Below are 12212 nucleotides of genomic sequence, written 5' to 3'. Positions count from 1 at the left end.
TCCCTTACTGGCTTGCAGCGGGCTTTTTTCTTTGGATTGCCATGAAGATTATGCGTTTCCTTTATCCGGCGCTGTTGGCCGGATGTACTACCTTCTCCACCCTACCCGGGCAGGCCCAGTCAGCGGCGGCCGTACCCCGGCTCATACCGGGTACCCACGTGGTGATGGTGCCACCAGATGGCTTCGGGCCAGCACCCGGCCTTACTGGGGTTCGGAAGGGGAGTGCGGCCATCCAAGTGTACGACTTGCCGGGTAGCAACTACTTCAAGAATGCGGCTTCTTTTGGCAAAGCCCGGTTTGAGGCCCGCGGCATGAAGGTGCTGGAGTTTCAGGAAATGACGGTGCAGGGCTACCCTGCCCGGATGGCTCGGGTGCAAAACTCGCCCACCCAAGAGTCGGCCCAGCTCATGTTCGGCGACTCCACATTTGCCGTGCAGCTGGTAGGTGTATACCCCGCGGCCGAAACCGCCACTGGCACCGCCATCCGGGAAGCGCTGCTGACTGCCACGTACCAGAAAAACCTAGCTTCTGACCCCTTCGCAAAGGCCGTATTTGTCTTTGATGAGAAGAAGTCACCGTTCGCCTTCGCCAAAACTACGGCCAACCTCTACGTGTATGCCCTGGGTGGGCAGAAGAAGGACGATTACGGCACCGAGCCTCTGCTTACCGTCACACCCTTGCCCTACAACCCGTCACTGACCGCCGCCGATGTAAGCAATGAGTTGCTGGGCACCCTCAGCCGCTTTGGCTTCACGGGGTTCACGCCGCGCAAAATGTCCTCGGCCAAGGTAAACGACCTGCTCACTTACGAAACCGAGGGGTTTGGCATGATGCAAGGTCAGCGCGTGCTGCTCTATCAGCAGGTAACCATCATCGGCAACACTGCCGTGGCCATGCAAGGCCTGGCCCGCCAAGACTACGAAACGGCACTAGGCCAGTTTAAATCTCTGACGCACACCATCACCGCCCGCAAGAAGTAGCCGACTCACGGTATGCAGCTCATTGTCTTTTGCGGAATACAGGCCACGGGCAAGTCCACGTTCTATCAGCAGCAGTTCTTTCATACGCACGTGCGCATCAGCAAAGACCTGTTGCGCACCCGCAACCGGGAGCGGCGGATGCTGGCGCTGTGCCTGGAAACCCAAATGCCCTGCGTCATCGACAACACTAACCCCACGGCTGCCGAGCGGACAGTATACATTGAGCCGGCGCGGGCAGCAGGCTTTCGGGTTATTGGCTATTTCTTCCAGTCTGTTGCGGCGGAGGCCCTGGTGCGGAACCTGGAGCGCCCACCGGCCCGGCAAGTGCCTGAAGTAGGCATCCGGGCCACCCGTAACCGCCTGGAGCGCCCGCAATGGTCGGAGGGGTTTGATGAAATATACTTTGTGCGGGTAGCGGCCAACCAGCAGTTCCTAATCAGCCCCTGGCAGGATGAAATTTGATGACCTCGACGCCCGGATGCGCGTCTTTGAAACCGCCCACGACCATTGCGCCCTGCCGGGCCTGTACCTTGTGGCTCGCCTGGATGGACGTGGGTTCACGCGCCTGACCAAGGAAGTGCACGCATTTGAGGCCCCGTTTGATGAGCGCATGCGTGACATGATGGCCCAGACGGTGATACACTTGATGGGCTGCGGCTTTCGGGTGATATACGGCTACGCGCAAAGCGACGAAATATCCCTGCTGTTTCACCCCGCGGAGAAAACTTACGGACGTAAACTGCGCAAGTACACCTCCATTCTGGCGGGGGAGGCCTCAGCACAGTTCTCCGTGCTGCTGGGGTCCATTGGCGTATTCGACTGCCGGATTTCGCAACTGCCACGCCAGCAAGATGTAGTAGATTATTTTCGCTGGCGCCAGGAGGATGCTGGCCGCAATGCCCTAAATGCCCACTGCTACTGGCACCTTCGCAAACAAGGGCACACTGTGGCAGATGCAACCGGGCAGGTAAGAGGCCTACGCACCAGTGCCAAGCATGACTTGCTCTTTGGGCACGGCATCAACTTCAATGACCTCCCTCTGTGGCAAAAGCGAGGACTGGGGGTGTATCAGGAAACCTACGAGAAAGAGGGGTTTGATCTCAAGCGGCAGCAGCCAATCCTGACCCAGCGCCGCCGATGGAAAACTGATTGCGATTTGCCCATGGGAGCAGACTATGAATTGTTTATCAAGCAGCTTCTCCGTGCGCATGAGCAGGAGTAGAGAGGCCTAGGCCACCTCACTCATGAATTGAAACTCGCGCAGCTTTTCCCACGGCCCGCCGCGGTACGCCCATAAGAGTAGTCCAAGGCCGGTGGCCTCAAAGGGCGCAAATTGCGCCGTTAGTTTCTCGTGAAGGGCGCGGGCTACGGCAGGATCTACTTTGTTTTGCACCGTGATATGGGGTTTAAGGCGCTGCTGATCCTGGGGTGTTAGCCACGGGGTCCAGGTGGTCTGGAGCTGCTTGTGCAACTGCTGAAGCACGCTATTTTCGAGGTCGTAGGCCACTCCGCGACCCAGGAAGCGCAGGCCCGTCACGCGCAAAGGCAGTGGGGGTAACGTGCTAGTCAGTGCCTGCAGCTCAGCTTCAATAGCGGGCCTTTCGATGGCTGGCAGGTGGTGGAATAACGTCACGTGGGCCTGCAGGTAGTTGCGCTCCTTGGGAAAGTGGAGCTGCCGCAAGTCGTTGAAATGCGCCTGCGAATCGGCGTCTAGGGCCAGTGTCAGAATAAGCGGGGCGGAGTCAGGAGAGTGCATAGTTGAGGGGCCGCAAAGTCAGCTGTACGAGTTGGCTCGTATCTCCGCCATAAAACATAGCAGAAGTGTATATTTCGCTATGCATACGCCGCCTGATTACCTCGACATAAACCGTGCGCTCTGGAACGCGAAAACGGAGCATCACCTCCAGTCGGAGTTCTATGATACAGCCGGATTTCGGGAGGGCCACACCTCCTTGAATGACATTGAGCTAGGCCTGCTAGGCCAGGTGAAGGGGCAGCGGGTTCTGCACCTGCAATGCCATTTCGGGCAAGATACCTTGTCCCTGGCCCGCTTAGGCGCCGAGGTAACCGGCGTGGATTTATCGGATGAGGCCATCAGGGCAGCCCGGCAACTGGCCACGGAGCTGCAGCTACCCGTGCAGTTCGTGTGCTGCGATATCTACAGTCTACCCGAGCACCTGCCTACTGAGCAGCCGTTTGATGTGGTATATACCACGTATGGCGTGCTAGGCTGGCTTCCCGACTTAGACCAGTGGGCAACTCTGGTGGCGCGGTATCTGAAGCCCGGTGGCCGGCTGGTGCTGGTGGAGTTTCATCCGGTGGTATGGATGTTCAATTCAGAGTTCACTGAGGTACAATACAGCTACTTCAACCGGGAAACGATTGAAGAAACGGAAACCGGCACCTACGCCGACCGCGCGGCGCCTATCACTACTACTTCTGTGAGCTGGAATCATAGCCTGGCGGAAGTGCTAGGTGGCTTACTCCGGCAGGGCCTGCAGGTGCGAGATTTCCAGGAGTACGATTATTCGCCCTACAACTGCTTCATAAATACGGTAGAAATTGCCCCGGGCCGTTTTCAAATTGCAGCCTTACCGGATAAACTACCCATGGTGTATTCGGTGGTGGCGCAGAGGCCGGAGCAGGCCTAGGCCCCTTGGTGGCGTAAGCCTTGGTGTCTCGGCCTTGGTAAGCTCTTTGAACAAAAGCGGTTAATGTATAGCAGCCGGAGGTGCCGCTGTGCAAAGGCCAAGTGGCAAGTTCTGGTATATGCTCATCTTGCCCTTGGTTCTCCCATTTCTACTTTTCAAACGCTATGGCCTACACACTACTCGTGCGGCACTGCGGGCAACTGCTGACCTTGGCAGGTGGCCCCACTGACCGGCCGCTGGCTGGCGCAGCCATGAGCAACTGGCGCATTATCACCGATGGCTACGTAGCCTGCGAAGAAGGCCAGATTGTGGCCGTAGGCCCCATGCAGGAGCTGGATGTGAAGCAGGTAACGGCTGGTACGGCCATTATAGAAGGGCACGGCCGCGTAGTGATGCCTGGGCTAGTGGAATGCCACACGCACTTGGTGTTTGGTGGCAACCGCGCCCACGAATTTCAGCGCAAGCTGCAGGGAGAGGCCTACCTCGATATTCTGGCCAGCGGCGGTGGCATTCTGAGTACCGTGCGTGCGACCAGGGCCGCTTCAGAAGAAGAGCTACTCGTTAACGCTATGCACCAGTTGGCGGGCTTCCGTCACTACGGCATAACCACCGTAGAGGCCAAGAGCGGCTACGGCCTTGACCGCGAAACGGAGCTGCGCCTGGTGCGGGTAGCAGGTACCGCCGGACATTGCCAGGAGGCACGCGTGGTACGTACATTCTTGGGGGCTCACGTCGTTCCGCCGGAGTTTAAGGGCCGTGCCGCCGACTACCTCGAATTTCTGGCGACGGAAGTGCTGCCTGCCCTGCGTGGGGTAACCGAGTTTGTGGATGTTTTCTGCGAAGAAGGCGCTTTCTCAGTAGAAGAAGCTCGTGCTTACCTCAAAAAAGCCAAGGAGCAGGGCTTTAGGCTGAAAATACATGCCGAGCAGCTGCACGACCTTGGTGGCTGCGAAATGGCTGCTGAACTAGGTGCCACCAGTATCGACCACTGCGACTATCTCACGCCCGAAGCCGCCGCCCGCATTGCCCAATGTACTCAGGGACAAACGGTGGCCGTGCTACTGCCCTTGGTGCCGCTGTTTCTGCGCCAGGAGAGGTATGCGCCGGGTCGGCAGTTCATTGACGCGGGCCTGCCCGTCGCTATCAGCACCGATTTCAACCCCGGTTCTTGCCCCAGCAAAAATCTGTGGCTGGCGCTGTCCGTGGCCTGCCTTAAAATGGGCCTCACGCCGCTAGAGGCGTTGGCGGCCGTCACGCTTAACGCCGCCTGGGCTATTGGGCAGGAGCAGGAGTGCGGCAGCCTGGAGCCCGGCAAGCGCGCCGACATCCTCCTGCTTGATGTGCCTATGTATGAGGAAATCCCTTACTGGCTTGGCGAAAACCCGGTGCGAGAAGTCATTATTGGCGGGGTACGGGTGGAGCGGCCGGAGCAATAACAAGCCCGTGCTATAGGTTGTTTTGGTTGAGCACGGGCTTGTTAATAGGAGCTATGTTGGCTTAAAGCGTATTCAAATCAGCCACCAGTTCAGCAGATGAAACTTCGCGCATGATGGGGCTGAAACGAATGCCCGCAGCAACGGTGCCATCCTGACGACCATAGTAGATTTTGCCATCTACGTAACGTATCGCTACTACCGAAATAGGGCTACCAACCGGCGCATTGCTACTGGTGAATGTATTAGGAGCTGAGAATGTACATGCCCTCAATGAACCATTCAGTGATCTAAAGACCACAAAAGCCATGGTATTTGATTTAGGGTCGATATTGCTTCCTAGTACATCAACAACTACCGGCTGAGCGCTGGTGTAGGGAACAAATCGGTCGCAGTTAAACCAACCTATTCCGGCATTGAATAAGATATCGGTAATCGTCCCGGTATAACCGGAAGCATTTGGAGTTAGTCTCGCTTGCGGGCTAAAGTCCAGCTGCCAGTTGAAACAACCGCCACCAGCCGTACCTGTGAACAGGCGCATAGAATCAGGGCGGGCCAGATTAGGTGGATTTTGAGTCTGGAAACGAATCTGGGTCTGGGGTGCCATACGCAGGAGGGTATCTTGCGTGCGCAGATAAATTTCGCCAGCCGATTCTAGTAGCCAATTGTTCGAAGAGGTAGGTGTGAGAGTTAAGACCATATCAGCCTTGGTAAATACCTCTCGCATTACCAGCTGCAGAGGCTGCGTAACGGGAGCCCCATTTAAGTAAACAAAGGCATTGGCGGGAATAGTGATAACTGTGCCCTTCCGTCCGGTAAATTGGTTTTGTCGGCTTGGGTCGTAGGTGAATTGCTGGAAGGGTGCCCCCAAACGGCGACTCAGGGCAGCTAGGGAATCGGGAGCTGCAGGCTGGGTGATAGGAGGAGTGGGAGGAGTAGGGGGGGTAGGAGGAGTAGGCGTGCTCTCCTCACAGATGATGGTGTCGAGGCCTTTTTCGCAGCTGCCGAGCAGGGGCAGGGCTAGCAGGGCTGTGTAGCGTATTAATTGCTTAAGCGAATACATAAGACGAAGAAGTGTAAGGATAGAAAGCTTATTTCTTGGGTTCAAGATCGAAGGATATACCGCCCTGGACGCCCACGCTCCACGGGTGCCGAGCCGCCCGACCAGAAGCCGGATCGGTGAGGGAATTCAGGAAGTATTGCCCCTGAGGACGCAGCGTGAGCCACTGGCCCGGAGCGAATTGGTAGTTCAGTGAGCCACCCGCCGTGAGCACTAGGCTAGTGTTGTGGTAAGTGCCGGTTGCCGGTACTGTAGTTTGGCTGCAGTTGCAAGCGCTGCCTTCGGTGGTGCGTGTGCCAGTGAGCAGCCCAACGTTGGCACCTCCTAAGGCACCGAAACGCCAGCGGTGGTTACCGCCGAATGTATACTGGGCCAGTAACGGAATGCTTACAAAGCGGTACACGTCGCGGAAGTCTATAATGCGGCTGGTTTCAGCGCTGGTTTTCTGCAACTGATAGTGCAGGTTGTTAGCAAATTCGGCGTAACCTAGGCCAGTTGAAATAGTGAGCTGCTTGGTGAGGGCGTATGAAGCCGTAACCTGCCCGCTATACCCAATGCTAGGCCGTTCCAGGCGCTCTAGTTGCCGAGCACTGTCGCCGAGGGTGCGGTAAGTGAGGCTGGGGCCGGCTACTATCTGTATGCTCCAGTTCTTCAGCAGTTGAGCTTTGCGGGAGCGATGAGGGCGCACCCGTTTAACCCGGCGCACTTCTGGTTCCTCGGCTTCCTCCAGCGTAGGGCGCACAGCTAACAAGGGAATTCGCTCATTGCTAAAGCGTCGGGCTAGGCCTGTGTCAGCGTCGCCAGCCACCTCAAGGCCCGTTGCGGACCCTGTTGAACGATTAAATCTAGAACGGCTCCGTTTGGCAGTGTGAGTGCTGTGGCGGGAACCCAATTGCTCGTCCTGCGCCGAGGCAGCATCTAGTGCTTCTCGGGAAGTCCTGGCTCGCCGCCGGAGCTCTACCGAGTTTCGCCCTGACTGTAGGGTTGGAGCCAGCAACGCCAGTGCTCCGCGACGTTTGCGGCGCGCTTTGGCCGTGGCAACTACCGTTTCGGAGCCGCGGCTGATCCGGCGCTGGGTTTCAGCGTCATCGAAGTGGCCTACAACGTCCGCTCGAACACGCCGAGTACGAGTATGGGCAGTAGCTACTACGGAGCTAGGAGACGAAGCCGGTTGGGCATGGTTAGTAGGAGCTTGCCCTGCTGCTAGGCCAGTTGGTTTAGCGCTTGCGTCAGCAGCTACTGCTGCATCGTCGTCGGACTGAGAAGCTGTCGCTGGTTGGTTGACGGCTTGCCGAAGTTTCGCAGCTGGAGCAGCCTGAGAAGTAATAGTTTGCGTGGTGGAGAGGTGGCCTAGGCCAGTGCGGTGGCTCCAAAGGCGGGGGCCTACAGTTAGCATTAGGACCGGCAGGCACAGCAAGAGTAGCAGCAGGGCACTGCGTTTCCAGCGAAATTCCCTGCGGGCGGGTACTTGCTGCCGGATGCCTGCCCACACGGCGTCAGGTGGGGCACTGCCATAGTCGGCGAGCTTGCGCCGGAGGTCTTTGTAGAGTTTTTCCGATTCGTTCTCAGTCATGGTAGGGAGAGATAGTAGCCTGGAGTTGCAGCCGCTCCTCTAGCAGGCGGCGGGCCCGCGATAGCTGCGACTTACTAGTGCCTTCCGAAATGCCCAGCAGCTCGCCAATTTCTGCGTGGGTGTAGCCCTCAATGGCGTAAAGGTTTAGCACCGCCCGGTAGCCGGGCGGCAAGGTGTTAATGAGCTGCACCAGATCGTCAGCCGAAAGCTGATCGAAGGGAGTGCCGCCAGGCTGCTGCAGGTCGGCCGCTTCTTCGCTTTCTACCTGCGTGCCACGCAGCTGGTGTTGGTGCCAGAGGTTGAGGGAAGTAGTGACGGCAATGCGTCGTGCCCAAGCCTCAAAGGGGCCTTGTCCGCGAAACTGATCAAGGCGGGTGAAGATCTTCACGAAGGTGAGCTGCAAGGCATCTTCAGCTTCCGTGCGAGAAGGGCAGTAGCGCAAGCACACGCCCATTAGCTGGTAGCCCAGGCGGTCATAGAGGGCCCGCTGGGCAGCGGGTTTGCCTCGACGGCAGCCATCTAGAATTGCATCGAGAGAATCAGCCATAGGCAGCCCAAATAATAAAGGATAGTAGGATTGTTCGCTAGCGTTCTGCACCCATGACCAGCCAGCCCCCGGCACCGTTGCGCGGGGATAGAAATATTTTCAGATGGGAACTTTAGGATAGGATAGTTGCTGGCAGTTGCCGTATGGCTTCCAGCGAGTAAGGCGGCGCCATGTAGGCCACTGGCACTGGATAGCGTAATAAAATCGGCAATAGATTCTGGAAAGAAACCTGATAGACGGCTGGCGCCGGAGTTAGCAAAAGTACCACGTCATACTCCGTGTCGTCGGGCGGCACGCATACCATTACTGACTCGGGTGGTGATACCAACCGCTCTCGTGTCATGATAGGCAGCGTTGCCCAGCCTCGCACATGAGCAGAAGCTGCATAGCCTGCCTTGGGGTAGCTGAGATAATTAATTAGGTAGTAGAATAGCTCGGTGGGCAGATCATGAGGAAAGGTGAGGGCAGTAACGTCAGGTTCAATGGCGTGCGCCTGAAATGGATAGGCCACTACTTTTTCTGATTCGTAGAGCCTCCGAAACTCGACGGCTGCCTGCGTAACTTCCTCAGCAGAAGGCCCTGCTACCAACACTAGCAAGTTTGTAGCATTTGGAGCGGCAAGAGGCACCGAGGCCTCAGCAGTATCTCCTGAATTTGCAGTGAGTGGCCTAGAACCGCCTCGCACTAAGGATGACACCGCGGCCAGCACCAAGGCCAGGCCAACAACCAGTAAAACGGATAGCATCGACTACAATAAACCGTACGAATAATTACCCGACAATATCTAGCTTCGCCCACCCGTCTGCAACTCTTAGTTGCGCTAAAATATTGCTTGCTATGCTGCTGCCTATCTATCAGGTTGATGCCTTCACCGACCGGCCCTTTGCCGGCAACCCCGCCGCCGTCTGCCCCCTGGAAAGCTGGCTTCCCGCCGAAACCATGCAGGCCATTGCCGCCGAAAACAACCTCGCCGAAACGGCCTTCTTCGTGCCTAAAGGCGGGAACGAGTACGAGCTGCGCTGGTTTACCCCGGCCGTGGAGGTAGAGCTGTGCGGCCACGCCACATTGGCCTCGGCTCATGTGCTCTACAACCACTTAGGCTTTTCAGAAGCTGAAATCATTTTCCATTCCCGCAGTGGGCCCCTGCGCGTAAGCCAAGCCGGTGAAGGCCGCCTCACTCTGGACTTCCCCGCTAGGCCACCCAAGCCACTTGCCATTCACCCTGATGGTCTTCTGGATGGCCTCCGCGCCACGCCTCTGCAGATGCTGGCCGGCCCCGATCTGGTATGCCTCTTCTCCACCGAAGCCGAAGTACGCGCCATTCAGCCCGACATGGCCCACCTGGCCAAAGTAGAGTACCGCGCTGTTATCGTCACGGCTCCCGGCTCCGATGGTATTGATTTTGTGTCGCGTTTCTTTGGCCCGCGTGTAGGGGTACCCGAAGATCCAGTTACCGGCTCGGCCCACACTACGCTAGTGCCATATTGGGCTGAGCGCCTAAACAAAACCACCTTCCATGCCCGCCAGGTTTCCCCCCGCGGCGGCGACCTATGGTGCGAGCTTCGCGGCGACCGGGTGCTGATGAGCGGCCACGCCGTCACGTATCTGCGCGGCGAGATTGAAGTGCCAGTGGAGTAGAAATTGAATAAGCTAGCGAAACGGCTACGGCTGTGAGCGGAAGTGTACTACCCACGCACCTGCTCCTGGCTGTAGCCGTTCCGTTTCGTTCAATAACTTGTTCCACAAGCATAGCCTTGCCCGGCACCTGTAGCAGCGCCTTATAGATAGGCGCGGGCAAGCCAGTGTAGCGCACTAGGCCACCAGGATGTTATTCTATCTCTAAATTTATATGTCGGCACCGTAGCCCACAGCTTTATGAGAAGTAAAGCGAGTAGGTAATTGTCATATAAAATATAATAAAAAGATCAGTTGCCAGTAGAATTTTAGGGCTTGATAAATTATATGGCTAATATTAAATGTTAATTTTTAATTAGAGATTTCGTATATCTATAAAGGTGATGATATTGGTAAGAAAAGCTGTTAAATAGACCATTCAGCCGAAACATATATTCATGCAGTACAGCTTAGGAGACAATACTCCTGAGGTTTTTACGGTGCAGAATATTGCTTAAACTTTACTATATGTTTTGTTTCTTCTATAATACTTAACTACAATTTGATTCGAATTCTTAAAGTAGGTAGTATCCTCTATCTAGTGCTGGGAATATGCTTCACTGGGTGGGGGCAACAGCGCAAGTCACATTTCTATGCGTTTCTTACCCAGCCCCGCAGGTACGTGTTACTCTCAGATTCGCTAGGGCCAATGCACCACGTTGAAGCCCAGAGCGGTGGCTATAGTTATGTAGGGCTCTTAGATGCCTCATATGGCGCAGCTCGCGGGCAAGAAGGCCAAATATACATACCGAAAGTAAGCGTAGAGCTTCTTAACCTGCTTATACCGGCCGCACGGCACCCGCTCGCCACGACGCCGACCATAGCTGCTGCGTTTCCCAAAGGTGACACCTTGTTGTTGACGTTCTCCTTACTGCCCGATACAAGTGGCGCTATCCTATGGGAGCCTATCTCTTTGGATACTATTCCTGTTGGACGTTGCTATAATCTGACGCAAGCCGTGCGAGAAGCTGGTACTAGAATCGCTGCCTATCGGCAGGCTGGCAGCCCAGGTGAGCATACGTTGCTGTGCCGAGATGATTTAGTCCCGCTGGTGCGACGAGGTAATACATATTGGGCGCCTCAGGCCTATGTGCTCACCGAATATTATCAGATTCACACCCAGTCGAGCACAGCATTTCCCGCGAAAGATTTGGCGACTATTAACATCAGGAGTCGGCCATTTCCTACTGAGCAGTTATTACAGGAGGCCCGCCTCAAGTGGCATAACCCACACACCCAACTCTATGTCATTCCAGCCGGTAACTTACTGCAAAACCGAACAAAAAACTGCTATGAGTTCTGGTCAAATCCAGCAGTGTGGATATCCCATCCTCCGCTTTTGCACTATGGGAATGGGGGCTTTCTCTACCAACCTACTATTGGCTTAGTTTCCGCTCGCTATACCTTCTATTTTGAGCAGGCTCCCACCAAGGTGCAACAGGCAGTGAACAGCGAATTCTTTAAGGTAATGACTATTGATGGCAAAGAAATTCGTTAGTTCATAACTTATAGCGATGAGAATTAAAAGTAGTGCTTGATACACTAAAGCAAGTGTAGGCACTTTTTCTAATTCAATTTCAAAGTAGATTACGCTGCTGGCTTCTTTTTGCTGGCCGTAGCCTTCTTACCCGCCACGGGAGCAGCCAGTTTGCTGGGGTTATCGGCAATGAACTTGCCCCAGCTTTTGCCGCCGGCTTTTACGTTGTTGCCTTTCTGGTAGTGGTGGCACATCGCCACGGCCAGGGCGTCGGTGGCATCAAGGAACTTCGGGGCCTCTTCGATGGGGGGGAGCTGCAGCGTCTGGCGCAGCATGTGGGCTACTTGCTCCTTGGTAGCATTGCCCGAGCCGGTTACTGCCTGCTTTACCTTGGTGGGCGCATACTCCACGTACGGAATCTGGCGGGATAGGCAGGCAGCAATAGCCACGCCTTGGGCCCGGCCTAGCTTGAGCATGCTCTGTACGTTCACTCCAAAAAAGGGCGCCTCAATAGCTAACTCATCAGGCAGAAACTCGTCAATGAGCTCTACCATCCGGTCGTATATCTTCTTTAGCTTTACGGCGTGATTCGAACCCAGGGCTTTCATATTAATCACGTCGTACTGCACCACGCGCACCCGCTGGCCCTGTACCTCAATGATGGCGTAGCCCATAATCTGCGTGCCAGGGTCGACACCCATGATAATCTTGGGCAGTAGATCGGTGGTAGCGAGTGGCAGAATCATGGTTAGGAGGACGTTGTAGGTCGTTTAAGCAGGGACGTACACGACTATCTATCGATAAACCAAAGTAGCTA

General features: G+C 55.8%; 13 protein-coding genes. 7 read left to right on the top strand and 6 right to left on the bottom strand.

Annotation, left to right across the window (positions count from 1 at the left end; translation table 11 throughout):
• Positions 1-41 precede the first annotated feature (41 nt).
• From EU557_RS01380 to EU557_RS01370, 3 genes are read left to right on the top strand one after another with little or no spacing between them, the layout of a single operon-like run.
• A complete protein-coding gene (locus tag EU557_RS01380) occupies positions 42-980 on the top strand; it encodes a hypothetical protein (RefSeq protein ID WP_135528628.1) in 939 nt (312 codons plus the stop codon).
• Positions 981-992: 12 nt separating this feature from the next.
• Positions 993-1442 carry an AAA family ATPase gene (locus EU557_RS01375; protein ID WP_135528627.1) on the top strand — a complete coding sequence of 150 codons (450 nt, stop codon included), beginning with the start codon at positions 993-995 and terminating at the stop codon, positions 1440-1442.
• Positions 1432-2202, top strand: a complete 771-nt coding sequence (locus EU557_RS01370; RefSeq protein WP_135528626.1) for a tRNA(His) guanylyltransferase Thg1 family protein — start codon at positions 1432-1434, stop codon at positions 2200-2202. Before EU557_RS01375 ends, EU557_RS01370 begins: the two co-directional genes overlap by 11 nt.
• Before the next feature lie 6 nt (positions 2203-2208).
• Here the strand turns inward: EU557_RS01370 and EU557_RS01365 are convergent, their stop codons facing one another.
• Positions 2209-2736, bottom strand: coding sequence for a 2'-5' RNA ligase family protein (locus tag EU557_RS01365; RefSeq protein ID WP_135528625.1), 528 nt, complete (start codon positions 2734-2736; stop codon positions 2209-2211).
• A 79-nt stretch (positions 2737-2815) separates the two neighbouring features.
• On the opposite strand from EU557_RS01365, the gene EU557_RS01360 reads away from it, so the two are divergent.
• Positions 2816-3631: a class I SAM-dependent methyltransferase gene (locus EU557_RS01360; protein ID WP_135528624.1), complete on the top strand. Its 816-nt coding sequence runs from the start codon at positions 2816-2818 to the stop codon at positions 3629-3631.
• Between the two features lie 164 nt (positions 3632-3795).
• Entirely contained in the window at positions 3796-5067 is a 1272-nt protein-coding gene (gene hutI, locus EU557_RS01355; protein ID WP_135528623.1) for an imidazolonepropionase, read from the top strand.
• Positions 5068-5128: 61 nt separating this feature from the next.
• Here hutI and EU557_RS01350 read toward each other — a convergent pair whose 3' ends face one another.
• From EU557_RS01350 to EU557_RS01335, 4 genes are all read right to left on the bottom strand, one after another.
• Complete coding sequence (locus EU557_RS01350; protein ID WP_135528622.1) at positions 5129-6127, bottom strand: hypothetical protein; 999 nt, start codon at positions 6125-6127, stop codon at positions 5129-5131.
• A gap of 28 nt (positions 6128-6155) precedes the next feature.
• The gene (locus tag EU557_RS01345) at positions 6156-7697 is read right to left on the bottom strand and encodes a porin family protein (RefSeq protein WP_135528621.1); all 1542 of its coding nucleotides are present in this window, start codon (positions 7695-7697) and stop codon (positions 6156-6158) included.
• Positions 7690-8244, bottom strand: a complete 555-nt coding sequence (locus tag EU557_RS01340; RefSeq protein WP_135528620.1) for an RNA polymerase sigma factor — start codon at positions 8242-8244, stop codon at positions 7690-7692. Before EU557_RS01340 ends, EU557_RS01345 begins: the two co-directional genes overlap by 8 nt.
• A gap of 112 nt (positions 8245-8356) precedes the next feature.
• Positions 8357-8989: a hypothetical protein gene (locus tag EU557_RS01335; RefSeq protein WP_135528619.1), complete on the bottom strand. Its 633-nt coding sequence runs from the start codon at positions 8987-8989 to the stop codon at positions 8357-8359.
• A 92-nt stretch (positions 8990-9081) separates the two neighbouring features.
• Between EU557_RS01335 and EU557_RS01330 the strand changes: the two genes are divergently transcribed.
• Both EU557_RS01330 and EU557_RS25365 read left to right on the top strand, forming a co-directional pair.
• Entirely contained in the window at positions 9082-9882 is an 801-nt protein-coding gene (locus EU557_RS01330; RefSeq protein ID WP_135528618.1) for a PhzF family phenazine biosynthesis protein, read from the top strand.
• Positions 9883-10831: 949 nt separating this feature from the next.
• The gene (locus tag EU557_RS25365; RefSeq protein ID WP_167855047.1) at positions 10832-11416 is read left to right on the top strand and encodes a hypothetical protein; all 585 of its coding nucleotides are present in this window, start codon (positions 10832-10834) and stop codon (positions 11414-11416) included.
• Positions 11417-11505: 89 nt separating this feature from the next.
• Here EU557_RS25365 and ruvC read toward each other — a convergent pair whose 3' ends face one another.
• Positions 11506-12141, bottom strand: coding sequence for a crossover junction endodeoxyribonuclease RuvC (gene ruvC, locus EU557_RS01320; protein WP_135528616.1), 636 nt, complete (start codon positions 12139-12141; stop codon positions 11506-11508).
• Positions 12142-12212 lie beyond the last annotated feature (71 nt).

The sequence above is a fragment of the Hymenobacter wooponensis genome (assembly GCF_004745865.1).
Lineage (GTDB): Bacteria > Bacteroidota > Bacteroidia > Cytophagales > Hymenobacteraceae > Hymenobacter > Hymenobacter wooponensis.
This window is presented reverse-complemented; position numbering and strand designations above follow the sequence as displayed.